Origin of the sequence: Kaistella faecalis (genome assembly GCF_019195395.1) — a bacterium.
In the GTDB taxonomy this organism is placed as follows: domain Bacteria; phylum Bacteroidota; class Bacteroidia; order Flavobacteriales; family Weeksellaceae; genus Kaistella; species Kaistella faecalis.
In genome coordinates this window covers 275,317-300,530 of record NZ_CP078067.1, presented here as the reverse complement: position 1 = coordinate 300,530, position 25,214 = coordinate 275,317, and the positions used below count along the sequence as shown (strand labels likewise).

Sequence of the window (25,214 nt, the reverse complement as noted above, 5' to 3'; positions counted from 1 at the left end):
ATTGCAAATAAAGGTTTTTGTTAAAAGATTATCTCACATCCTGCATCAGTTTTTTCACGAGCGGTGAAATCAGAATCAACACTACTCCGGCAACAACGGCATAAATTCCCAACTGTTTGTACCCTTCGGTATAGGCAATAAGTGCATCCATATTCGTGGAGCCTTCTTTCGCTGTTGCCATGTTTGCCCCAATTATTCCTGCAACATACTGTCCGTAAGCAGATGCCAGGAACCACATTCCCATCATCATTCCCTGAAGTTTTTCAGTGGAAAGTTTCGTCATAATCGAAAGTCCGATTGGTGATAAACAAAGTTCCCCGAAGGTAATAACCAGCAATGCGATGGTGAAAATGTTTAATGAAGTAATTCCCTGTAAGTCAGCGAAAATTCTTGTAGCAAACAAGACATAATATCCTAAGCCTAGAAATATAAAACCAAGCCCGAATTTTATTAGCGTATTAGGCTCGAGTCTTTTCTTGCTCAGCCAAATCCAGAACAGTCCTAAAACCGGCGCCAGGAAGATAATGAAGAAAGCACCTCCGGAATTATTCACACCATTCGGATCAAGCCCAAGTAAATCCTTATTCAGATTGTTTGCCGCGAAAATACTGAGAGAGCCACCCGACTGCTCGTAAATACCCCAGAAAATAATAGAGAACATGATGAAAACAAGTGCTGCCCATAATTTTTTTCTTTCAGCAACATTTACTTTTGTCATTTCATAAAAGAGGTAAATCAGTGTCAGAGGACCAACAGTCCACATAAAATAATCAGTGTATTGTGGCACAGAAACCATAGTCATAATGAGCGGAACGAAAAGCAGAGTAAGCGCGTATACGCCATAAACCTTCCATTTTTCCATTGGAACAACCGTTCCGTCTGCCAGTTTTCGTTCAGGCATAAGACCAATCGGACCTAAGCTTCTTTGGGTAAAAACAAAATTAATCAAGCTGATGACCATTACGATTGCTGCTAAACCGAATGCGACATTCCATCTTTTGTCTTCCGGGATCAGTCCCGAAAGCATTTCACCTTTACCAATTGCAATACACAAATAACCGCCAAGTAATGCTCCGAGGTTAATTCCCGCATAAAAGAGTGAAAAACCTGCATCAGTACGGGAATCTCCGGCTCTATACAGTTTTCCCACCATCGTGGAAATGTTTGGTTTAAAGAATCCTGTACCTACAACGGTAAAAGAAATTCCCAGAAAGAAAAAATCGTGAGGATTAGTGGCGAGAATTAAACTTCCGACAATCATCAGTAAACCGCCCCAGAAGAGCGATTTCCTGAAGCCCAGAATTTTATCGGCGAAAAGTCCGCCCACAAAAGTGAAAGCGTATACGAAAGCCTGTGTTGCCCCGTATTGTAAATTGGCCTGTTCATCACCGAATTTCAGTTGAGAAATCATAAAAAATACGAGCATCCCGCGCATTCCGTAAAAGCAGAAGCGCTCCCACATTTCGGAGAAGAAGAGGGACCAGATTTGTTTAGGATATTTCCCTTTAAAATCCTGTATTTGTTCGAGGGTAAGATTCATTGTAGGATAATTTTAAACGAAAATAGAAAAAACCACCGAATAATCGGTGGTTTTTAGATAATTATGTAGCAGGCTTATTAGTTTACACCATGCATTTTCTTTTCTAACCAACGGCTCATTGCAAAAAGTATCAATGCCGCAGCACCGCACATTACGATAAATACAAGGAAGAAATCAAACAGATTCGCAATTTCGAAACCTAAAAAATAAGTAACTTTTGCACCCTGACCTTCTTCGCCACTTCCAGGAATTAATGCGGACAATGTACCGGCAAACTTATTTGCAGCAGCATTTGCAAGGAACCAGGTTCCCATCAATAAAGAAGAAAAACGCATTGGAGATAGTTTAGAAACCATCGAAAGACCTATCGGAGAAAGGCAAAGTTCACCCATTGTGTGAATAACATAAAGCGCGATTAACCAAAACATAGAAACTTTATCCATAAGGCCCAATCCATACACTGCGAAAGCGATTACAACGTAACCTAAAGATACCAAAGCAAGACCAAGCGCCATTTTCTTAGGTGAAGAAGGCTCCATACCCCGGTTACCTAATCTCAGCCACAGAGATGAGAATAGGGGAGCTAAAAGGATAATTGCTAAAGGATTTACCGACTGGAAATAACTTGCAGGCATTTCCCATCCGAATAAGTTTCTGTCAGTCTGTCTGTCTGCAAAGATTGTCAAAGAAGCTCCTGCCTGCTCAAATGCTCCCCAGAAGAAGATTACGAAGAACGCCAGGATGAAGATTACCATAATTCTTTCACGTTCCTGTTTCGTTAACGATTTATCTGTTAAAACGATGAGCGGCATTACGATCATGGCTCCATAAATCAGATATCCAATGATATCCAAATCGCTTTGGAACATGGTTTTAAAGTTCATTAAGAAGAAAATAACTCCTATCGACCCTAGTACAAGACCGATTTGGGCGATACCAAATTTATTGGTCGGCATACCGATTGGTTTTTTCTCGTCATCAATAAGCAATTTGTTTTTTTGCAAAATAAAAGTGATTAAACCAATGACCATACCGATACCTGCGGCTAAAAATCCCCATTTATAATCTACTTTTTCTGCTAACGTTCCGCAAATCAACGGTGCGAAGAAAGCACCAAGGTTAATTCCCATGTAAAAAATAGTGAAAGCAGAGTCAACACGACGGTCGCCTTTTGGATAAAGCTGACCTACCATTGTTGAAATATTTGGTTTGAAGAATCCGTTTCCTATGATAAGCATCGTAAGACCAATCCACATGAGTGTAATAGCCGACGATCCCGACGTAGATGCACTGAAAAACATTACAAACTGACCAAGTGCCATTAAAACACCTCCAATTTCTATACTTCTTCTGTTCCCCAGAAAGCGGTCGGCAAGATAACCTCCCAGCAGCGGCGTAAGATATACCAAACCGGTATAACTTCCATAAATTTGTGAGGCTTCCGCATCATCCATTAAAAGCATTTTCGTCATGTACAAAACGAAAATCGCACGCATTCCGTAATAAGAGAAACGTTCCCACATTTCTGTCATAAACAAAAGATAGAGTCCTTTCGGGTGCCCTGTTTGCACTGCTGTGTCCATATTTTTTCTATGTTAATAATTGTTAATGAGCAAATATAGTTTTTTTTCCTTTTTCACTGCCCGTTTATTTATTTTTTTGAAAAAGAAAAGTGCTGAATTTCTCCAGCACTTTAAAATATTCATAAGTTATCGGTTAGTTAACTCCCTTTTCCTTCATGATTTTATTTAATCTTTTCAGAATAGATAAACCCAATAGTGTTGCCAACAGCAACAGCCCGAAATTAACGATAAAGAAATTGGCTTTGTTCTCGTAATCGTACCAGAAACTTGCCAGAACTCCCGAAAGTTTGTTCCCGATCGATGTAGAAAGGAAGAATCCTCCCATCATAAGCGCCGTAAGTCGTGGCGGTGATAATTTGGAAACCAAAGATAATCCCATTGGTGAAAGGCAAAGTTCACCGACGGTAATTACTCCGTAAGCTCCAATGAGCCAAAGGGCAGAAACCTTAAATGCGCCGTTGTCTCCCGCATATACTGCACCAACCATTACCAGACAGGAAAGTGCTGATATAAAGAGCCCTAAAACGATCTTTGTTGGTGTAGTAGGTTCTTTTCCTCTTCTGCGAAGGAACATGAAGAATCCTACGACAACCGGGGTAAGAACAATGACCCAAAACGGATTTACAGACTGGAATAACTCGGTATTATAGAGGTAAACATTATCCTCCGGATTTGCTTCCATAGTGGTTTTTTTCTCCGGTACTTCATTTCGGAAGTAAATGTCTTTGCCCTGCTCTTTTACCGGGTTTCCTGCTCCGTCTTTCTGTGCCTGGTATTGGTTGTCGTAAACATTTACTTCTTTAGTTGCGTAGTTTTTAGTTTCAACCAGATAAATGGCTTCCAGAGGTTTTTCAGCTACTGCCGGAACGCTTCTGTCGGTATAATAATTTGCCCATCTTGTCAAAGCGGTGCCGTTCTGCTTGAAAACAGCCCAGAACATCAAACTCACTGCGAAGATCGCAAGCAAGGCTCCGATTGGTCTCTTATCATCTGAATTCGCTTTTACATAAAGCATTACATAGAAATATACCACCGGTAAACATGCAAAGATGAAGGCATCGGTAGAATCACTTCCAAAGATGTTCCCCGGAATAACCCATCCGATAATACCCGCAACAATTGCCGGTAAGAAAACTTTAACCAAAACATCAGAAATCTTTGTATCGCCTTCCTGAACAGGTTTCATAATGTTTGCTTTCAGGATATGCTTTCTTCCTAAAGAGAAGATCAGTAAACCGATAAACATCCCGACTCCCGCCGTGATAAATGCTTCGCCCCAACCGAATTTATTTCTCATAAATGCGGCAATAATGTTACAGGCAAATGCACCGATGTTAATGCCCATATAGAAAATGTTGTAACCGGCATCTTTATTCAGTTTGTATGGTTCTTCTTCATATAAATTACCGAGAAGGGTAGAGATACTTGGCTTGAAAAATCCGTTACCCAAGATAATTAAACCCATTGACGCGTAAAACATCGGAATATCTTTAAAAACTCCCAAACCAATATAACCCAATCCCATTAAAGCTCCACCAATGTAAATCGCTTTGATATAGCCTAAAACACGGTCTGCTAAAAAGCCTCCCAAAAAAGGGGTAAGGTAGGTGAGCGCGATGAAAGTTCCGAAAATATCATCTGCATTTTTGTCATTAAAAGCCAATCCGCCTGTATCTGTCGGGTCGATCATGTATAACACGAAAATTCCGAGAATGAGATAGTACCCAAACCTTTCCCACATTTCGGTGAAAAACAGGTACGGTAGGCCTTTAGGGTGTTTGCTGTTGCTTGTCGCCATTATTCAATATTAAGGGTTTATAAATTTTCTAAGATAAAATCGGTCATTTTCTGATAAAGCTGCGGTCTCGTCTGGCCGCCGAAAATGCCGTGGTTTTTGTCCGGATAAGCCATGAATTCAAACTGTTTTTTGTTCTGAATTAATGCTTCTGCAAACTCCATCGAGTTTTGGAAATGTACGTTATCGTCGGCAGTTCCGTGGATTAACAGGAAATTTCCCTTCATCAGGTTTGCGTATTCTGTGGGGGAATTTTCGTCGTATCCTTTAGGATTTTCCTGAGGAGTTCTTAAGAATCTCTCAGTATAAACTGTGTCATAATATCTCCAGTTGGTCACGGGAGCAACTGCAATACCGGCTTTGAAAACGTCTGCGCCTTTAGTCAGGGCTAAACTTGCCATATAGCCACCATAACTCCAGCCGAAAATTCCGATTCTTGACTTGTCGATATAACTTTGATTTCCGAACCATTTTGCTGCTGCAATCTGGTCTTCGATCTCGTATTTCCCGAGGTTCATATAGGTTGATTTTTTATACTTCGTGCCTTTATAGCCGGTTCCGCGGCCATCTACACAAACAACGATATAACCTTTCTGAACAAGGTGATTAAACCATAATCCGTTTCCTGCATCCCATGAATTTGATACACTCTGCGATCCCGGACCGGAATACTGGAACATAAACAGCGGATATTTTTTATTTGGATCAAAATCTTTCGGTTTCAGCATCCAGGCGTTCATCTGGTCTCCGGCTTCGTTGGGAACGGTGAAAAATTCTTTTGTCACCATATTGTCTGCCTGAAGTTTCTGCAGCAATTCGTTGTTGTTTTGAAGTTCTTTGATGGTTTTACCGTTACCATCCTTTAAAACATAGGTGAAAGGTTTTGCCGCAGTAGAAGATGTTTCGATGAAATAATTATAATTTCCGCTAAAATTCGCTCTATTATTACCCTCGGCATTCGAAAGCAGGGTAGATTTTCCGTTCTGGATATTTACCTTGGAAACGACTTTATTAATACTTCCTTTTTCGGTTGTTTGAATTAAAACTTCTTTTGTTTTTGGGTTATAACCGTAGTAATCAGTTACTTCCCAGTTTCCTTTTGTAATCTGTTTTTTTAGTTTTCCGTTTTGGTCGTACCAGTAAAGATGACGGTTTCCGTCTCGTTCGGAACCCCAGATAAATGAATTGTCATCTAAAAATTCAAGCGTAACGTTGTCGGTATCCACCCACTTTTCGTCAGTTTCGGTAAAGAGTTTCTGAACAGCTCCTGTTTTTGTGTTTACTTTTAAAACATCAGACGCATTTTGAGTTCTTTCAGAAGTGATCAAAATGATTTCATCGGCTTTAGCAGTTTTGTAAACATTCGGAATATAATAATTTTTGAAACCTGCCAGATTTAAAGGCATTGTTTTACCTGAATCCAAACGGAAAAGCTGTGCGGAAACTACAGAGTTTTTTTCGCCCGCTTTCGGATATTTGAAACGCATTTCCGAAGGGTAAAGCTGCTTCCCATAAATAGGAATATACATTTCCGGAACTTCAGATTCATCGGACTTTACAAATACAATAGCGTCGGAATTTTTTGTCCACTCATATAATCTTGCGTGCCCAAATTCTTCCTCGTAAACCCAGTCGGCAAGACCGTTCAAAATATGATTTTTTCTGCCATCTGCTGTTATCTGGGTAATTTTACCGGAGTCTAAATCCTGATAAAATAAATTGTTATCAGCAATAAAAGCCACTTTAGTACCGTCGGGAGAAAAAGCAGGTTCCTGAACAGAATTACCGTTATTCAGATTAACTACTTTTCCGGACTTTAAATCTTTAACATCAAACTTTCCAAGAAATGAATGTCTGTAAATCGGATCACTTTCCTTCAATAATAAAATTTTAGATTCATCACCATTGAAAATGTAAGATTCAAATTTTCCATCGACAATATTGCCTTCCTTTTGGTAAGTTTTGTACGAATATTTCGCGATTCCGTTGGGTTCAATTACTGCGTAATTTTCTCCGTTTTTCAGAGAAGCAATGCCCGAAATTCCTTTACCGCGGTAATAACCGGAATATATTTTGTCGAGCGTAATTTCCTGGCTGAAAACGGTTACAGACGCGAGAACTGCGAGGGATAAAAAGATTTTTTTCATGAATTATTTTTGATAAGATTTCAAAGATAACAATTTTATTAAAAACAGTGTTAAAAGTTGAATAATACGTGGTGTTGGCAAAATAATTGGACTCAGATTACGAAAAACAAAACACAAACAATGGAAACATTCAATTCAGAAAAATTAAACAGTTACCGATTAAATAATCAGAAAATTGTTACAGGGTTTGCAACTTATGCAGACGCAGAACGTTACGCCGAAAAATTCGCAGGAAAAGTGGTGGAAATCGCATTCAGAGACGGCAACGATAATCCCGAAATCACCGATGACGGAGGATTGATTGAAAAGAAACTGCATTTTTTTGTAGACGCAGGACCGGAATACAAATTTGTGCATTCTTCCGACCCCGGTTTCCGGCACTACGCCGATGAGTTGCAGAAAATAAAAGCTAAGATTGACAGGCTAAGTCCTGAGGAAAAATACATCGCGAACGCAGAAATTGAAATCGCGGAAGATCCAATTATTGTGCTTAAGAATAATCATTTTGAATCGGTAACTTCCCGCGAGCGCTCGAAATATCTGAAACACGCAAAGGTTTACGAAATCGCGGTAGCATTGCCTTAGCTAATAATTAATCTAACAAAATCATAAAAAATAATCTATTAATTTCAATGGATTATTTTTTTGCGGTCTCTTCTTTATGTGCCTGGAAGCCAATGGCTTTTCTTGGAATTTCCACAACTTTATATGATTCCAACTCACTTTTTAATGCAGTGATTCTTTTCGGAAATTCATCGTAATTATGTATCGAAACATCAGTAATAAACTGGGCAACCTGATTCAGATATTCTTCCGTAAGTTTTGCGGAAGCGTCGCGGCGAGCTGCGTTCAGCAATTTACCGTCAATTTTAATATCTTCGGAATTGTCTTTTAAGTACTGATTCCGGATTCGTTTTTTTAAACTTTGCGTAAAATCGACGATCATTGTATTTGAAAAAACCTTCATTTTAGATGAAATTTCTTCCCAAAACGGAAGATGATCTGCATTATTTTTTACTAAAATTTTCATCAGAAGTGCATCTTCAGAAAGATTTTCCGTCATAAAATATAAAATCATTTCCGACCTTTCGTGAGCATTTGGCGGAAATACCGGAATCATAACATCGAATCTTCCTGGCGCCAGTATTTCTTTGTCAATATCTGCAACTGAATTTGCCGAACCTACCATCAGTAAATCTTCATCTTCAAAACGGCTTATATAATGGAGCACGATTTCTTTTGTTTCTTCATCACACGATGAAACCGACCTTTTTTCGCTTCTTTCAGTCATGATTTCATCAAAATCTTCCATAAAAAGAAGTACTTTATCGTCCTTCAGCATCTGAATCAGGAAATCGTTAAAGCTTGTCTGAAGTCCATCTACAAAAGAAGTTCCCAAATAGTATTTTTTCACCTCTTTAAAATGATAACCGATAATTTCTGCGATTTTATTCGCCCAGAAAATTTTTCCGCTGCCCGGGGGTCCGTAAAGAATAATTCCTGCCGGTCTGTGAATACCCCAATCGGTAAGGGGAGTATTGTTGATAAAAGGGTCTAAAGATTTGGAAATATGGAAAAAAAGGTCGCGGTAACCAATAAAATCGCGCTCTGTCAGATTGGTTTTCTTTCCAAAGTAATCGTAAACAAACTGATAATTGCCACCTAATTTATGATCGATACCGAAACTTGATACTGAAGATTTGTACATTCCGTTATCAAATAGTTTAGGTTTTTCCTGGCTGATAATTTCTGCCACCTTTTCCGGATTCTGATTAATTGTTCCGGCAATATCTTTAATGGATTTTGTCTGCGAAAGATCCTTCTCATACTTTTTAAGAAAGGTAATATTTTCACGGGCAAATTTTGCGAAATCGTCTTTTACATCAAATTTTGGAGTGATGCATTCGCAAAGTTCCAAATCGAAGTCCTGAATAAATTTAATAAAACTTTCGGTTGATATTTTAAGTTCCTTGGCGAGTTCAGCAAGTTTCATAATATTTAATTTTCTTTGAAGTCAAGCTGCAAAAACCATGCTGAAGGATTTATTTAATTTGATGATCACAAAAACCGTCCTTTAAGGTGAATTTACGGTTCAAAACTCTCAAACTTTCCATTTTCGTAGAACCAAACAATCCGTTTAATTTTACTCTCTTGATTTTCAGTTATTTGGATAGTCGTTTTGGTTTCCGCCGGCTCTAATCGCTGAGAATCGCCTATATTTTCTTTTTCGGGAACTTGTGCAGAAATATTCGATTCTGGAGAAACATGTTTTTCAATTTTATCTTCCTTTTCTGTAACTCCAAAATTTTCATCTGCAATCAAAGAGAAAAGATCGGGTAATGGAGTAGGTTTAGATTTTTCCGGAGCAATTTCTTCCTCAATATTTTTTATCATTTCACCTTCGCCCATAATCAGCCAATTCCACTGCAGTTCAGGAAAACGCTCTTTAATTTTAATCAGAAAGTCGAGAGACGGTTTATTTCGTCCTGAAGTGATGTGAGAAATGTTTGAACGCTGCACATCAATTTCATTGGCAAATTCTGAAGCTGACAATTCCGAATAGGAGATGATTTTTGAAATCCTTTCGTTTAAATTCATAATTACAAATGTAAATAATAACCCGGAAGTTACAATAAACAAAAGTAAACAAAATAAGAATTAAGGTATTTACAAAAGTAAAACCAACACGTAACGCATTGGTTTTAAATTAATTGATAATAATTAAATTTGTATTACCTGTGTAAATTATCTTCGTGTTCAGGATCGAACTTTAGTTTTCTGTCCTTTTTACGCTCAGGGAAAATAAGTGAGAAGAAGATACTTAAACCTAAAATTCCGACAATAATTATCAAGGAATGACTGGTTGTGAATCCCCATGCTTCCAGATAACTGTGAAGTAACATCTTCAAACCAATGAACGTTAACAGTACCGATAAGCCAACTTTGAGAAAGCGGAACTTATCGATAATTCCTGCCAAGAGGAAGAACATTGACCGTAAACCTATAATTGCAAATATGTTAGAGAAGAACACTATATAAGGGTCCTTAGTCACTGAAAAAATGGCCGGAATACTATCTACTGCGAAGATCAAATCGGTAGCTTCTATAATAAGGAGAACAAGGAAAAGAGGGGTGATTTTCTTAACACCGTCGATGGTAACAAAGAACTTGTTCCCCACAAAATGATCATGAACCTGAAAGAATCGTTTGGCAAACTTTACCACCGGATGATTCTGCGTATCGATTTTATCTTCCCCGTCTTTATCAAAGAACATTTTAATACCTGTAAACACGAGGAACGCACCAAATACGTACATGATCCAGCTGAATTTTTCGATCAGTGCAGCACCTACGAATATAAAGATAAAGCGCATCACAATAGCACCAAGAATTCCCCAGAACAATACTCTGTGGTAATTCTTGTGAGCTACCCCAAATGCACCAAAGATAAGAACCATGACGAAGATATTATCTACAGAAAGAGCGTATTCTACAACATAACCTGTGAGATATTCAAGACCTAAATTCTGATTATACAGCTGTATGCTGTTTTCCAGATCGTTGGGAATTACTTTTACCGGATGATGGTGTGCGGAAATTACCTCCTGCAACTTTGACATGCTGTCGATGCCATGGAGTAGGTGACCGTAGGTAATAAGGACAAAATAAAAGCACATGGAAAGTGCTACAACAAAGAAACTCATTAATCCGGCCTGTTTCATAGAAATGGTGTCGGATCTTTTTTTGAGTAATCCTAAATCGAGTGCCAGGATAAAAAAGATAAATACTAAGAATCCCAGTAAAAAAATTGTTTCGCTATTCATATAAAATTTAAAGCGCAAATATACATAATTTATCATTTTTTAAATTATTTACATATGTAACATATTTGGTAACGAGAGTTTTTGGGATGGACGTTTATGTTTATACTTTTTCCCTACAAATGGAGTTTTCCACACAAAAACACAGTTAAAGTATACTTCTTAATAGTATTTAAGTAAAGGACATTAAGTACTGATTTTCAATTACTTGCAAAATTAAATTAATTATTATGCAATCCACAAAATTACCAACAGACAAACTGGCATTTCAGCATGTTTGAATAATTTACAAAAGTGAATTTCTTATTCTGCTGAAAAAAAATTAAATTTGAAACTTGTAAAATTTTATTGAATGTCAAAAAACCTTAATTACCGACAAAACCCTAATTTCCCAAACCGCTATATTTCCCCGGAAAAATTATTTTTTTACCTCCAGCAGGATTTCAGCGATTATATTTTTGAAGTTGGGAAGTCGTATTTGGGAAAGCCCATTTATAAAATGACGTTAGGTACGGGTAATGTGAGAGTCCTGGCATGGTCCCAAATGCATGGAAATGAGTCCAACGCTACCCACGCAATGCTGGATCTGCTGGAAATTTTTAAATTTCAGCCAGATTTAAAGGAAAAATTATTCTCCCTGATTACCCTTGATTTCATATTCATGTTAAATCCAGACGGTTCAGAAAAATGGACCCGCAGAAACGCTTTGGATATCGACATGAACAGGGATTTTCTTAAGCTATCAAGCAAAGAATTTTCAATACTGAAGAATATCGCGGAAAATGGGAATTATAGTTATGGACTCAATCTTCATGAACAGAGAACCATTTTTACCACGGACGGCGAGCATCCGGCGACTCTTTCCTTCTTAGCACCTTCAGTAAATGCTCAAAGAGAAATTAATGAAACGCGAAAAATAGCAATGGCAGTAATTGTTAAGATTTATGAAAATTTGAAAACTGTTATTCCAAATCAGATTGCGAGATATTCCGACGAATTTTATCCTACTTCTGTGGGGGATAACTTTTCGAAGATGGGTTTACCAACCATTCTTTTTGAAGGCGGACATTTTATCAATGATTATAACCGTATAAACACAAGAAAATACTACACACTGGCTTTGTATGAGAGTTTAAATGCAATTGCGGCATTGAAAGGGTCAACTGAAAACTGGGAAGAATACCAGAAAATTCCGGAAAACAGAGAAACGCATTACGACATTATTTACAGAAACGTAAAACTGAATACAGATTTTGAATGTATTCTTGATATTGCGGTGCAGTACCGGGAAGAACTGCGCGAAGGTGATGACGAAATATCTTTTATCCCAATTGTGATGGAAGTAGGAGACGTGGGTATAAAAAAAGGCTGGAAAGAGATCGACTGCACCGGTAGAACCTTCCTTTCTGAACGTAAATTCCCTAAATTGGATGCCGAAGTCGATTTTACTATTGAATAAAAAAACGGAGTCTTTTGGACTCCGTTGTATGTTTATATGGATGTGAATTAGTTAATTACTTTTATTCCGCTTGCCATAAATCTGATTTCCTCCTGTGGCTTGGTAATGGCGTCAATTTCTGCCTGAGACTTTTTCGCGTCTTCAGCGTAGTGCTTCTGTTCATCAACAGAAATTACTTTCGTTTCGGCATTTCCTTCAAGAATTACTGTTTTTCCTTTTAGAGCGGTAGGTACGAAGAACGCGTAGTCTTTCATTTTAACGAAAAATTTCTCGTTGTTATCTGTTTCCACTGTTAACCAGCAGCCTTTTTTGTCGCATACTTCAATTACTTTACCTTTTACCGCAACATTTTCCAGCTTTTTGCTGGATTTCAGTTTCTTCTGAAGCTTTTTAGCAGGTATCGCGTTTTTTTCCGCGGTTACAGAAGGCTGAGATCCATATACTTCACCAACTAAAGCATTTCCTGCGGGTGGACCCACTTTTTTTTCTGTTTCCTGAGCAAACATCACTGTAGAAAATGCCAGCGTTAACAAAAAGACAATTTTTTTCATTTCTTAAATTTTTTCAAAAATAATAAATTTTATTCATCCGAATCCCTTGAAACCAATATTTCATTCAAAAAATATAATTATCGTCAGCTAAAAATGCAAACGGTTACGGAAAATCTATATATTTACTTTTTAAAAGGCACACGGTAAACAGGTTTTAATTTCCAAAACCTTCATCAATTAAAAATTTATGCAGAAAAAACTTAAACTTTGGGACGCTACGATGCTCGTAATGGGTTCTATGATAGGCAGTGGGATATTTATAGTAAGTTCGGATATGATGCGGAATCTGGGTTCCGGTTACTGGCTGATTACCGTTTGGGTGATTACTGCAATTATGACGATCGCTGCTGCAATTTCTTACGGCGAACTGTCAGCGATGTTTCCCAAAGCGGGCGGACAATATACCTACATTACAGAAATTTTCGGAAAGATGACCGGTTTTCTTTATGGTTGGGGACTGTTCACCGTAATTCAAACAGGAACAATTGCGGCTGTTGCTATGGCTTTTGGGAAATTTACAGCCTATCTCATTCCGGCGCTTAATAATTCAGATCCTATTTTCCAGAGCGGAACTTTTCGGATTACCTGGGTTCAGATTTTAGCCATTGTAGTAATCCTTTTACTCACGTATATCAACACGAAAGGAGTTAAAAACGGCAAATTTCTACAGAACTTGTTCACCGCTTCCAAAATAATCGCGCTGATTGGGATCATTGTTTTCGGATTTCTGTTTGTGAAAGATTCTCAGTGGGCTTCAAATATGAGTTTTGGCTGGAACGGTTTTCAGGATTTCGGTAAGGAAGTGGGGAATGATTTGTTACCAACCGGCTGGAAATCCATCGGCAGCATTACGCTTTTGGGCGGAATCGCTGCTGCAATGGTAGGTTCGGTGTTCAGTTCAGTCGCCTGGGAAAACGTAACATTTGTTTCCGGAGAAATCGAAAATCCAAAGAAAAATGTTGTAAAATCAATGGTTTTGGGAACTACCGTAGTTATGGTTTTATACCTATTGGTGAATTTCGTTTATCTAAATGCTTTAGAGCGCGATGCAATCGCTTTTGCCGATAAAAACCGTCCTGCGGTCGCCGCCTCTGAAGTTATTTTCGGAAATCTTGGAACAGTAATTATGGCGGTTCTGGTTATGATTTCCACCTTTGGCTGTATCAACGGATTGGTGTTGGCAGGCGCACGGGTGTTCCAAACGATGGCAAAAGACGGTTTGTTTTTTAAACAGGCCATTGATAATAACAGAAATGATGTTCCGGAAAAGTCCCTCTGGATGCAGGGAATCTGGGCATCAGTACTTGCCCTTAGCGGACAATACGGCGATTTGCTCGACATGATTTCGTTTGTAATTGTGCTGTTTTATATGATCACCGTTTTCGGAGTAATTTATTTACGAATCAAAAAACCTGGAATCGAAAGACCTTATAAAACCTGGCTTTATCCGGTTACACCGCTAATTTATCTGATTATTGGTATGGCATTTTGCGTGCTGCTCATCTGGTTTAAGCCGCAGTACACTTGGCCCGGATTTATTTTAATTTTGCTCGGATTGCCTGTTTACTGGTTTATCAACAGAAAAAATGTTTGAGTAGTTTTTAGGAGCAACACGGTTTGTTTTTCTTTTCGAGTCTTCACCTGCTGTTCATTACAATCTTTTCAGCTGATCGGCGGCGGCAAAGCCGCCGCCGATCAGCTGAAAAAGGATTTCCATTGCCATCAGGGCTAGAATGTCATTCAGTTTTTCTTCCCAAGGGTTTTAAATTATTTGCCTTACTTTTAAAGAAAAATAAAAATGTCAGAATTAGTTCCGGTTTTCCAGTCGTCATATCTTTATGAAATCGAGCTCGCCAAAACCAAGCTCGCCTCGCGCGACATCCCAAGCCATATTAAAAACGAATACGTAAACAACATCGCTGTTTTTCCTATTTCCCAAAACTATTTTCTATTGGTAAACGAGCGGGATTTGGAAGAAGCGCTGAAAATTCTTCAGGAAACAAACGACATCGAAGGAGACGGAAATCCACTGTAACTTCGAAACACAGACAAACTTATTTTTTAGCCCCGATTGCAGCGTAAATCCTTTTTGGTACAATGCCAAAAAGATTGCAGCGGAAAGCGGGACTGCATTCCCTGAGAAGATCCCAGCTTCCTGCTCCTAAAAACCCTCAGTTTTCCTTTTGTCCTGCCTCATAATTCCTTATCTTTGGCTCAAATTTTACAACAAAATGATCGATTGGAAAACCGTAAAAGAATACGAAGATATTACCTACCAAAAAAGTGGTGCCGTGGCAAGAATTGCTTTCAACAGACCCGAAGTCCGCAACGCATTCCGCCCCAAAACTACCTCCGAATTATATGATGCTTTTTACCACGTTTCAGAAGATGCTTCTGTAGGCGTTGTGCTACTTACCGGCGAAGGTCCGAGCCCTAAAGACGGCGGACATGCATTTTGCAGCGGCGGAGACCAGAAAGCAAGGGGCGAACAGGGATATGTAGGTGATGACGGACGTCACCGTCTGAATATTCTTGAAGTTCAACGTTTAATACGTTTCATGCCGAAAGTTGTTATTGCGGTGGTAAACGGTTGGGCAGTTGGCGGCGGACATTCATTACACGTTGTTTGCGATCTTACTTTAGCCAGTGAAGAACACGCGATCTTTAAACAGACCGACGCCGATGTTACCAGTTTTGATGGCGGTTACGGTTCCGCATATTTGGCGAAAATGGTCGGCCAGAAAAAAGCCCGTGAAATTTTCTTTTTAGGAAGAAATTATTCTGCCAGAGAGGCGGAAGCAATGGGAATGGTAAACGCGGTGATTCCACACGCCGAACTCGAAGAAACATCTTATCAGTGGGCGCAGGAGATTTTAGGAAAATCGCCGATGTCGATCCGGATGTTAAAATTCGCAATGAATCTTACCGATGATGGAATGGTTGGCCAGCAGGTTTTTGCCGGTGAAGCAACTCGTCTTGCGTACATGACCGAAGAAGCCAAAGAAGGCAGAAACGCATTCCTTGAAAAAAGAAAGCCCGATTTCGGGGAAAACAAATGGATTTCTTAATTGGTTAATTAACCACCAACCACAACCACCAACTAAATGACAGATTGGATACAAGCCGCAAGATTGCGCACTTTGCCGCTTTCGATGAGCGGAATTATAATGGGTTCCTTCATCGCAAGATGGCGGATTCTCGAAAACGGCGGTACCTGGGACTGGCAGATTTTTGCCATGGCACTTTTGGTTACGCTGCTTTACCAGATTCTCTCCAATTTTGCCAATGATTATGGAGACGGAATTAAAGGCACAGATAAACTCAGAATAAACGAAGCCGAGCAGCGGGCAGTTGCTTCCGGGAGAATTACCCCAAACCAAATGAAGAATGCTGTGATTTTATTCGCCGTACTTTCCTTGATTGCTACAGTTGCTCTTTTATATCTGGCTTTTTTCAGGGAAAATTTAATGAACGAATTCTACACTTTTGTAGGATTGGGCATTGCCTGTATTTTGGCAGCGATAGGGTATACGGTGGGCAAAAAACCTTATGGATACTTAGGATTAGGTGATATTTTTGTGTTTGTTTTCTTTGGTTTGGTTTCGGTTTGTGGAAGTTATTTTCTTTTTACAAAAACTTTCCATTGGGACATGCTTTTGCCCGCAACAACAATCGGAATGCTGAGCGCCGCAGTTCTAAATCTTAACAATATGCGCGATATCGAAAGCGATGCACTCAGTGGAAAGAAAACTTTGGCCTTGCGAATGGGATACCGATATGCAATGGTTTACGAAATCGTTCTATTACAGCTACCCTTAATTCTGATGCTTGTCTTTATGATGATGAACGGCCTTCACGAAAAAGGAAACTATTATGCATTTATTTTCTTTATCCTCGTATTTCCGATGACCGCGCTGAGAAGAAAAATTATGCAGACCAAAGAACCGAAAGAGCTCGATCCATACCTGAAGCAGGTTGGGATTTTTACCCTTATTATAAGTGTTTTAGTAGCTTTCGGCCTGAATTATTTCAATTAAAAATAGTAATCAATGAAAATTCAATTCCTCGGACAAAACTGTTTTTTGTTTACTTATAACGGTAAAAATATTCTCAGCGACCCTTTTTATAATTTCCAGAAAGAAAAATCGGGATTTGATATTGCAATGCAACAAATTGATTATGTGTTAATTACGCATGCGCACGGCGACCATACAGCAGATGTGAAAGAAGTTTTACACTATCATCCTGAAACTCAAATTATTGCCCAACCAGAAATATGTGGATATTTCAGCCATCCGAATTCTGTTGACATCAACTTTGGCGGATCTGCCAAGTTGGATGATTTGAAGATTTCTATGGTTCCTGCGTCGCATACGTCCAGCTTTCCGGACGGAACTTATGGTGGTGAACCTTGCGGCTATATTTTTAGGTTTCCGGGTAAAAACATCTATTTTGCTGGTGATACAGGGGTAATGGCAGATATGGCGCTGTTTCCACAATTATTCGGAAATATTGATCTGGCGATTCTGCCGGTAGGTTCGCATTATACGATGTGTGCAAGAAAAGCAAGTTTTGCAGCTGCAGAACTTTTAAAAACGAAGAAAGTAATCGGCTGCCATTTTGATACATTTCCGCCCATTTCAATAAATCACGATGAAGCTTTGAAAATTTTTGAAGAAAAAGGGGTGGAGTTGTTATTGCCTAAGTTGGGAGAAACCTTTGAAATTTAGGCATAAAAAAATGGCAAGCGATCTACATCACACCGCTACAACCGTTTACCTTTGCTGCGTTCCCACCCTGGAGGATTCACAGGAGCTGGTTGTGTAGGACTTGCCGGTGCAAAGATAGGGCTTTAAATTAAAATTCAAAATTGAAAATAAAAAAAAATCAAAATTTATAAAATCTCTTATGGTTAAAAATGTTTATGCAGTTGGTTTTGTGCTGTTTATCGTAACAATGATTCTTTTCTTTGCTATGTATTTTTTGGGGATGAATGTTGATTATTTCAACAATTCTGTCCTTTTAAACGCATTCTTGCTTCCTGCCGTGTACGTGGCAGGCGCATATATATCTGTAAACTCGGCGAAAAAAATGGGGGAACCGATGGGTTTTCAGGCGGTTTTTGGGAGATCTTTCAAACCAATGTTTGTAGGCGGGTTTCTTTCCATTTTAACCATGTTTCTTTTCCTGAATTTTGCGGATAAAGGTGCCAAGGATTTGCTAAATTTCCAGTATATAGAAAGGCAGAAAACCGAATTGACCAACGAGTATGAAAAGGCTAAAAGTACGATGGTTAAAGATGAAGAGAAAGCTGAACTCGAAAAAAATTACCAGAACCGATTAAAAAGTTTCTCCCCGGAAATGATTAAAGATAAAGACATGTTTTCCTTCCGTCAGTTCACGTATTATTTCGGAGCGATAATGGTTTTTTACGTAATTTTGTCAGTGTTTTTTGCGAGCTTCTTTAGAAGTAGATTAGAAGAATAATTTAGTGGTTATCAGTGCTTTAAACATCAAAAGTATTAGCTAAAAATTTCAACAATATTAAATGAATTTATCCATCATAATACCTCTTCTCAATGAAGAGGATTCCCTTGAAGAATTATTTTCAAGAATTCACAACGTCTGCACGACCTCAAATCTTTCTTACGAGATTTGGTTTGTTGACGATGGCAGCACCGATCTTTCCTGGAGCATCATTGAAAATATGAAAGTTCAGTTTCCCCAGATTCATGGGATAAAATTTTCAAGAAATTACGGTAAGTCTCAGGCTCTACACGCAGCTTTCGAAAAAGCACAGGGCGAAGTCGTAATCACGATGGATGCTGATTTACAGGACTTTCCAGAAGAAATTCCGGATTTATACAAGATGGTGAAAGAAGAGGATTACGATATTGTTTCGGGCTGGAAAAAGAAACGTTTCGACAATGTGATGACCAAAAATCTTCCCTCAAAACTCTTCAACGCAGCTGCCAGAAAAGTTTCCGGAGTCGAACTTCACGATTTTAACTGCGGTCTGAAGGCTTATAAAAAACAGGTTGTAAAATCAATCGATGTTTATGGCGATATGCACCGGTACATTCCGGTTTTGGCTGCCAATGCCGGTTTCCGGAGAATTACCGAGAAAGAAGTACAGCATCAGGCAAGACCTTACGGGACCTCAAAATTCGGTACAGAAAGGTTTGTACGCGGATTTCTTGATTTAATCACGCTTTGGTTCGTAAGCCGTTTTGGCGGAAGACCCATGCACTTTTTTGGTGCAGTTGGTACCCTCATGTTTATTGTAGGATTTTTATCCGCATTCTGGCTCGGAATTTCAAAATTAATCGATGTTTCAAGAGGAATTTATGGACATTTGCTCACCAATAATGCATGGTTTTTTATTGCATTAACGATGATGATTCTGGGAACGTTGCTCTTCATTGCAGGATTTTTGGGCGAAATGATTATTAGAACAAACCGCGAACACAAAAATTATAATATAGACGAGGTAATTTAATCAAATGAAAAATCTGTTTATCTTACTCCTTGCTTTTACTGTCATTTCCTGTGGAGATATTTCTCCCAAAGGGAATATTGAAAGCAAAGATATTCCGCTTGATGAATTTGTTAACCTAAATTTAAAAGGCAAATTCCGCCTGTTTTACATCAAAAGCGACAGCAGTTTTGTGAACGTGGAAACTTACCCGAATATTTTAAATAATCTTAAAATCAAGGTTAAAGACAAAACCTTGAACATCGAGGAAAAGCGCGCTGTAAAAGACATTGACTTTTACAACGTTACCATTTATTCTAAGTATAATCTGGAGAAGGTTTCGATCTCCGACTCTGTAGAAATGAACATTTCCAGCGAAATTAAAACCGACAACTTCCGGTTGAATTTAAAAAATAATGGTAAATTTATTGGGTCAGTTAATTCCCGCCGGGCAGAAGTGGAAATGACGGGAAAAAGCCGCGCGAACTTCCTGGGCAAAACAAAAGATGCGGTAATTAAAATTTCCGATACCGCAAGCATTATCGCTCCTTACTGGAACATCGAAAATTTGAATATTTCCTCACAAAACGGAATTTATGCTGAAGTAAATGTAAAGGATTCGCTTAAAGGAACCATTAAAAATACGTCAAAAATGGTTTACTATGATGATCCGATCCGCGCGTTTAAGAGTGATAAAACGGCTAATGTTCAGAACAGGAAGATGGAGTAATAAAATTCAGTAATATAAACGTTATCAAATAAAATAAACATGACTACTTTAGAAAAAGCAAAACTCTGGCTTACAGATACTTTCGACAAAGAAACACAAAATACCATCCAAAACTGGATTGATACCAATTCTGATGACCTCGAGGATTCATTTTACCGTGAACTGGAGTTCGGAACCGGCGGAATGCGCGGAATTATGGGCGTGGGAACAAACCGACTTAATAAATATACTTTAGGACAGGCAACACAGGGTCTCGCAAACTACCTGCATACGCAGTTTCCCGGTGAAGAGATAAAAGTGGCAATCGCTTATGATGTACGAAATAATTCCAAGGAATTTGGTAAAATGTGTGCGGATGTACTTACAGCCAATGGGATTAAGGTTTTGCTCTTCAAAGAACACCGTCCGACTCCCGAGCTTTCTTTCACCGTTCGCGACAAAAAATGTAATGCAGGAATCGTGCTTACTGCGTCTCACAATCCGCCTGAATACAACGGTTACAAAGTTTATTGGAACGATGGAGCACAAATTGTTCCGCCTCATGATGATTTAATTATAAAAGAAGTTTATTCTGTAAAATTTGATGAAATTAAATTCAGCGGAAATGATGACTTAATTGAATGGATCGGCGAAGAGCAGGATGATGTCTATATCGATGCCTGCATGGAGAATTCGCTTTATCAGAAAGATAAAATCGGCTACGATAACTTAAACATTGTATTTACTTCGATTCACGGAACTACTTATAAAACAGTTCCTCAGGCACTTAAAAAAGCAGGTTTCACAAAAGTTGATCTGGTTCGCGAGCAGATGATTCCAAGCGGAAATTTCCCTACCGTAGAATCTCCAAACCCAGAGGAACCCGCAGCGTTGGAAATGGCGATGGATTTAGCCCGAATTACCAATGGAGACATTGTAATCGGTACTGACCCGGATGGTGACAGATTAGGTATTGCAGTGAGAAATTTAGATGGCGAAATTCAATTGCTGAACGGTAATCAATGCAACACTATTCTTACGTATTACATTCTGGAGCAGTGGAAAAAAGCCGGAAAAATTACCGGTAAAGAATTCATAGGATCCACGATCGTAACTTCTGATATTTTTATTGATATCGCAGCAAAATTTGGTATTGAATGTAAAATCGGCTTAACCGGATTCAAATGGATCGGTAAAATGATCCGGGAAGCGGAAGGTGAGCAGAAATTCGTTTGTGGCGGTGAAGAAAGTTTTGGTTTCATGACCGGAGATTTTGTGCGCGACAAAGATTCATGTGGATCAATTCTCCTGGCATGCGAACTTGCAGCCTGGTGCAAAGCCAACGGAAAAACGGTTTACCAGTATATGATCGAGATTTATGAAGAAATCGGTATGTACTATGAAGGTTTGATCAATGTTGTAAGAAAGGGAAGAAGCGGTGCCGAAGAAATCAAGCAGATGATGACAGATTTCCGTGAAAATCCGCCTCAGGAAATCGCCGGATCAAAAGTGGTGGAAGTTAGGGATTATCAGGAACAGACTTCGCAGAATATTACCGACAGCAAAAAATCTGTAATGGACGGAATTCCCAAATCTAACGTATTGATTTATTACACACAAGACGGAACCAAAGTCTGCGTAAGACCTTCCGGAACAGAACCGAAAATTAAATTTTATGTTTCTGTGAAGGATTCAATCGCTTCTGAGCAGGATTTCCGCGAAAAACTTATTGTTTTGGATCAGAAAATTAATCAGGTAAAAGCAGATTTAAAACTTTAAAAGTCAAAAATTAAATTACCTAATTGAGCAATCATATGAAAGTATCAAAACTCGCCCACAATCTTATCGGTTCAGAAATTATTAAAATTGGTAATCAGGTAAATGATCTGAAAGCGCAGGGCGCCGAGATCGCCAATCTTACCATCGGTGATTTGGATGCCAATATTTACCCGATTCCCGCAAGACTGAAAGAAGAAATTCAGAAGGCTTACCAAAATAACCTGACCAATTATCCGCCGGCAAACGGCCTTTTATCTCTGAGAAAAACTGTTTCCGAAGATTTAAAAAATCGCTGGAATCTTGAATATTCCGCAGATGAAATCTTAGTGGCAGGCGGCTCCAGACCTTTAATTTATGCTACTTTCAAAACGATTGTTGATGAAGGTGATAAAGTAGTGTATCCAATTCCTTCGTGGAACAACAACCATTATGCCTATTTGACCCACGCTGAAAAAATTGAAGTTGAAACGTCTCAGTCCAATAACTTTTTGCCGACTGCAGAGGAATTGAAACCTCATTTGGAAGGTGCAGTTCTGCTGGCTTTATGTTCTCCGCTGAATCCGACCGGAACAATGTTTACTAAAGATCAGCTCACCGAAATTTGTGAACTCATTCTGGAAGAGAATAAAAAACGCGGTGAGAATGAAAAACCGCTTTATCTGATGTATGATCAGATTTACGCGATGCTTACTTTTGATGAAGAGCATTTCAATCCTGTTTCTCTTTTCCCGGAAATGAAGAAATACACCGTTTTTATCGACGGGACTTCGAAATGTTTTGCGGCAACGGGAGTCAGAGTAGGTTGGAGTTTTGGTCCTACGGAAATTATTGACAAAATGAAAGCATTACTCGGCCACATCGGGGCCTGGGCGCCAAAACCTGAGCAGCAGGCCGTTTCGGTATTTTTGGGTGAGCCGGAAAATGTAGACTTTTTTGTGAATGACTTTAAGGGAAAAATCGCTGACAGTTTAAAAATTCTGCATACCGGAATTCAGGAAATGAAATCCCGCGGGTTGCAGGTCGACAGTATTAAACCGATGGGTGCACTGTATCTCACCATTGAGCTTGATTATTTAGGCAAAACAAAACCTGACGGTTCACAGATTGCGGATTCGTCTGACCTTGTATTTTATTTGATCAACGAAGCTGGTGTGGCGCTTGTACCATTTTCGGCGTTCGGAAATTCACGGAATATGCCGTGGTTTAGGGCATCAGCAGGTGGTTTGTCTTCGGACGAAATCAGAAATATGTTGCCAAGACTCGAAAATGCACTTTCAAAACTTTCTTAAGCATGAAAATTATCGCTGTGATACCCGCACGCTATGAAGCCAGCCGTTTTCCCGGAAAGCTGATGCAGATTTTGGGCGGTAAAACGGTAATTGCCACAACTTACCAAAATGTTGTAGCTACGGGTTTGTTCGATGAAGTATTTGTTGCCACGGATTCCGAAATCATTTTTGATGAAATCATCAAAAAAGGAGGAAACGCAGTGATGACAGGTCAGCATGAAACGGGAAGTGACCGAATTGCAGAAGCAGTTCAGAACATTGATTGCGATATTGTGGTGAATGTTCAGGGAGATGAACCTTTTCTGAAAACCGAACCGTTAAAACAGTTAATTTCCGTTTTTGAGGATGATTCTGAAGAAAAAATTTCATTGGCATCACTAAAAATTAAATTAAAAAATACGGAGGAAATAGAAAATCCTAATCATGTAAAAGTGATTACCGATAATCATGGTTTTGCGCTCTATTTCAGCAGGTCTGTAATTCCTTATCCGCGCGAAATTCATCCGGAGGTAGAATATTTCAAGCATATTGGCGTTTATGCTTTCAGGAAAAAGGCACTGATTACTTTCGCCCAACTTCCGATGAAACCACTTGAAATTTCAGAGAAAATTGAATGTATACGCTATTTGGAATACGGGATGAAAATTAAAATGATCGAAACAGATTTCGTAGGAGTAGGCATTGATGTTCCGGAAGACCTGGAGCAAGCACGGGCAATTTTAGGAGCGCGCGAGAGTTCTTAAATTCAAAAAGTATATATTTGACAAATAAACAGACCGATTAATGAGAAAGATATTGCTAGTATTCATCATGTTGATGAGCGGAATTGTTTCCGCACAAACCGCAAAGGAAATTATAGAAAAAAATATAGAACTCTCAGGAGGTTTAACCAACTGGAAACTTTTAAATTCGATCATCATTCAGGGAAGGCTTACATTAGGAATAAACGATCATTATCCTATTAAAATCTTCCAGGAAAGGCCAAATCTTACGAAAACAGTAATTACAATCAATAAAAAGGAGACTGCAATTGAAGGTTACGACGGTAAAAAAGGATATGCCATGAATTATGCGACCAATAAGCTGCAGGAATATCCGAACTATATTGCTGAAAGTTTCGATACCGATTTTATTGACTGGGAAAGCAAAGGATTTGAAGCAAACTATCTGGGAAAGGAGAAAGTAGGAGAAACATACTGTCATAAAGTTGAACTTATAAAAAATGTAAATAAAACACTGTATTATTTCGACTCTAAATCGTATATGCTGCTGAAGGAGGTAAAAACCGATGAAACGCTTGTATACAGTGATTACAAAAAAGTGGGAAGCTTATTGATGCCCTTTAGAATTGAATCTTCGACTCCTAAAAAAGACAGTGATTACGTTATGCTGATTAATAAGATTGAAACCAACAAGGTTCTGCCCCCGAATACTTTTAAATTTTAAGCTAAATACACCTTAAAAAAATGAAAAAAATATTTATAATTCTGTTGTCAATTGGTGCCTTTATTCAGAGTTGCACGCAGCAGAAAAAAGAAATTTCACAGGATAAAAACACAGCCATGAAAAATATTTATGATTATAAAGTAGAAAGTGGAGACGGTAATGAGATAAATTTTGCTGATTTTAAAGGCAAAAAAATTCTCATCGTAAACACCGCATCAGAATGTGGTTTCACACCACAATATGCTGATCTTGAGCAAATTTCAAAGGAATATGCAGACAAGGTTGTTGTTGTAGGTTTTCCTGCAAATAATTTTGGAGGGCAGGAACCTGGAACAAATGAAGAAATTGGAGCATTTTGCCAGAAAAATTTTGGAGTTACTTTTCCTATCGCAGCAAAAGTTTCGGTGAAAGGCGAGGATACTGCGCCGCTCTTTAAATATCTAACGGATAAGAACTTGAATGGCGTAAAAAACACGACCATTCTCTGGAACTTTACTAAGTTTCTTTTAGATGAAAACGGAAAATTAATTGACAGTTTCGTCAGCACAACAAAACCCACCGACGAGGCCATTACAAAATATTTTAAATAAAAAAACCGCAACATAATTGTTGCGGTTTTT

The 25,214-nt window shown here is 38.8% G+C and carries 23 protein-coding genes and 1 other RNA gene; 15 read left to right on the top strand and 9 right to left on the bottom strand.

Annotated elements, in window-relative coordinates; all coding sequences use genetic code 11:
* Positions 1-28: 28 nt before the first annotated feature.
* The 4 genes from KTV93_RS01435 to KTV93_RS01420 all read right to left on the bottom strand — a co-directional run bounded on the left by KTV93_RS01435 (position 29) and on the right by KTV93_RS01420 (position 7,065).
* Complete coding sequence (locus tag KTV93_RS01435; RefSeq protein WP_218249556.1) at positions 29-1,540, bottom strand: peptide MFS transporter; 1,512 nt, start codon at positions 1,538-1,540, stop codon at positions 29-31.
* Between the two features lie 77 nt (positions 1,541-1,617).
* On the bottom strand, positions 1,618-3,123 hold the full coding sequence (locus KTV93_RS01430) for a peptide MFS transporter (protein ID WP_218249555.1): 1,506 nt from the start codon (positions 3,121-3,123) through the stop codon (positions 1,618-1,620).
* A gap of 133 nt (positions 3,124-3,256) precedes the next feature.
* Positions 3,257-4,921, bottom strand: coding sequence for a peptide MFS transporter (locus KTV93_RS01425; protein ID WP_218249554.1), 1,665 nt, complete (start codon positions 4,919-4,921; stop codon positions 3,257-3,259).
* A gap of 17 nt (positions 4,922-4,938) precedes the next feature.
* Positions 4,939-7,065, bottom strand: coding sequence for a S9 family peptidase (locus tag KTV93_RS01420; protein ID WP_218249553.1), 2,127 nt, complete (start codon positions 7,063-7,065; stop codon positions 4,939-4,941).
* A 120-nt stretch (positions 7,066-7,185) separates the two neighbouring features.
* Between KTV93_RS01420 and KTV93_RS01415 the strand changes: the two genes are divergently transcribed.
* Complete coding sequence (locus tag KTV93_RS01415) at positions 7,186-7,650, top strand: hypothetical protein (protein ID WP_218249552.1); 465 nt, start codon at positions 7,186-7,188, stop codon at positions 7,648-7,650.
* Positions 7,651-7,702: 52 nt separating this feature from the next.
* Here the strand turns inward: KTV93_RS01415 and KTV93_RS01410 are convergent, their stop codons facing one another.
* From KTV93_RS01410 to KTV93_RS01400, 3 genes are all read right to left on the bottom strand, one after another.
* Positions 7,703-9,058 (bottom strand): AAA family ATPase, encoded by a 1,356-nt coding sequence (locus tag KTV93_RS01410; protein WP_218249551.1) that lies wholly within the window; start codon positions 9,056-9,058, stop codon positions 7,703-7,705.
* A 92-nt stretch (positions 9,059-9,150) separates the two neighbouring features.
* On the bottom strand, positions 9,151-9,663 hold the full coding sequence (locus KTV93_RS01405; RefSeq protein ID WP_218249550.1) for a helix-turn-helix domain-containing protein: 513 nt from the start codon (positions 9,661-9,663) through the stop codon (positions 9,151-9,153).
* 134 nt (positions 9,664-9,797) lie between these two features.
* Positions 9,798-10,889: a TerC/Alx family metal homeostasis membrane protein gene (locus KTV93_RS01400; protein WP_218249549.1), complete on the bottom strand. Its 1,092-nt coding sequence runs from the start codon at positions 10,887-10,889 to the stop codon at positions 9,798-9,800.
* A gap of 349 nt (positions 10,890-11,238) precedes the next feature.
* On the opposite strand from KTV93_RS01400, the gene KTV93_RS01395 reads away from it, so the two are divergent.
* Positions 11,239-12,345, top strand: a complete 1,107-nt coding sequence (locus KTV93_RS01395) for a M14 family zinc carboxypeptidase (protein ID WP_218249548.1) — start codon at positions 11,239-11,241, stop codon at positions 12,343-12,345.
* Between the two features lie 47 nt (positions 12,346-12,392).
* Here KTV93_RS01395 and KTV93_RS01390 read toward each other — a convergent pair whose 3' ends face one another.
* Complete coding sequence (locus KTV93_RS01390; protein WP_218249547.1) at positions 12,393-12,896, bottom strand: DUF4920 domain-containing protein; 504 nt, start codon at positions 12,894-12,896, stop codon at positions 12,393-12,395.
* 187 nt (positions 12,897-13,083) lie between these two features.
* Here KTV93_RS01390 and KTV93_RS01385 point away from each other — a divergent pair, with 187 nt between their 5' ends.
* From KTV93_RS01385 to KTV93_RS01365, 5 genes are all read left to right on the top strand, one after another.
* Positions 13,084-14,490: an APC family permease gene (locus KTV93_RS01385; protein WP_218249546.1), complete on the top strand. Its 1,407-nt coding sequence runs from the start codon at positions 13,084-13,086 to the stop codon at positions 14,488-14,490.
* A 204-nt stretch (positions 14,491-14,694) separates the two neighbouring features.
* Positions 14,695-14,931: a putative signal transducing protein gene (locus tag KTV93_RS01380; RefSeq protein ID WP_218249545.1), complete on the top strand. Its 237-nt coding sequence runs from the start codon at positions 14,695-14,697 to the stop codon at positions 14,929-14,931.
* Between the two features lie 196 nt (positions 14,932-15,127).
* On the top strand, positions 15,128-15,964 hold the full coding sequence (locus tag KTV93_RS01375; RefSeq protein ID WP_218249544.1) for a 1,4-dihydroxy-2-naphthoyl-CoA synthase: 837 nt from the start codon (positions 15,128-15,130) through the stop codon (positions 15,962-15,964).
* A gap of 36 nt (positions 15,965-16,000) precedes the next feature.
* Complete coding sequence (menA, locus tag KTV93_RS01370) at positions 16,001-16,933, top strand: 1,4-dihydroxy-2-naphthoate octaprenyltransferase (protein ID WP_218249543.1); 933 nt, start codon at positions 16,001-16,003, stop codon at positions 16,931-16,933.
* 12 nt (positions 16,934-16,945) lie between these two features.
* Positions 16,946-17,626: a metal-dependent hydrolase gene (locus tag KTV93_RS01365; RefSeq protein ID WP_218249542.1), complete on the top strand. Its 681-nt coding sequence runs from the start codon at positions 16,946-16,948 to the stop codon at positions 17,624-17,626.
* 8 nt (positions 17,627-17,634) lie between these two features.
* Here the strand turns inward: KTV93_RS01365 and ffs are convergent.
* An RNA gene (gene ffs / locus KTV93_RS01360) (signal recognition particle sRNA small type) lies at positions 17,635-17,732 on the bottom strand.
* A gap of 72 nt (positions 17,733-17,804) precedes the next feature.
* Here ffs and KTV93_RS01355 point away from each other — a divergent pair.
* From KTV93_RS01355 to KTV93_RS01320, 8 genes are all read left to right on the top strand, one after another.
* Positions 17,805-18,383, top strand: coding sequence for a DUF4199 family protein (locus tag KTV93_RS01355; protein ID WP_218249541.1), 579 nt, complete (start codon positions 17,805-17,807; stop codon positions 18,381-18,383).
* 61 nt (positions 18,384-18,444) lie between these two features.
* Complete coding sequence (locus tag KTV93_RS01350; protein ID WP_218249540.1) at positions 18,445-19,395, top strand: glycosyltransferase family 2 protein; 951 nt, start codon at positions 18,445-18,447, stop codon at positions 19,393-19,395.
* Between the two features lie 4 nt (positions 19,396-19,399).
* Positions 19,400-20,101: a GIN domain-containing protein gene (locus KTV93_RS01345; RefSeq protein WP_218249539.1), complete on the top strand. Its 702-nt coding sequence runs from the start codon at positions 19,400-19,402 to the stop codon at positions 20,099-20,101.
* A 39-nt stretch (positions 20,102-20,140) separates the two neighbouring features.
* Entirely contained in the window at positions 20,141-21,859 is a 1,719-nt protein-coding gene (locus KTV93_RS01340) for a phospho-sugar mutase (RefSeq protein ID WP_218249538.1), read from the top strand.
* Positions 21,860-21,894: 35 nt separating this feature from the next.
* The gene (locus KTV93_RS01335; protein ID WP_218249537.1) at positions 21,895-23,148 is read left to right on the top strand and encodes a pyridoxal phosphate-dependent aminotransferase; all 1,254 of its coding nucleotides are present in this window, start codon (positions 21,895-21,897) and stop codon (positions 23,146-23,148) included.
* A 2-nt stretch (positions 23,149-23,150) separates the two neighbouring features.
* Entirely contained in the window at positions 23,151-23,891 is a 741-nt protein-coding gene (kdsB, locus tag KTV93_RS01330; protein WP_218249536.1) for a 3-deoxy-manno-octulosonate cytidylyltransferase, read from the top strand.
* A 40-nt stretch (positions 23,892-23,931) separates the two neighbouring features.
* On the top strand, positions 23,932-24,594 hold the full coding sequence (locus tag KTV93_RS01325; protein WP_218249535.1) for a histidine kinase: 663 nt from the start codon (positions 23,932-23,934) through the stop codon (positions 24,592-24,594).
* A 20-nt stretch (positions 24,595-24,614) separates the two neighbouring features.
* Positions 24,615-25,184, top strand: a complete 570-nt coding sequence (locus KTV93_RS01320) for a glutathione peroxidase (RefSeq protein WP_218249534.1) — start codon at positions 24,615-24,617, stop codon at positions 25,182-25,184.
* Positions 25,185-25,214: the final 30 nt, after the last annotated feature.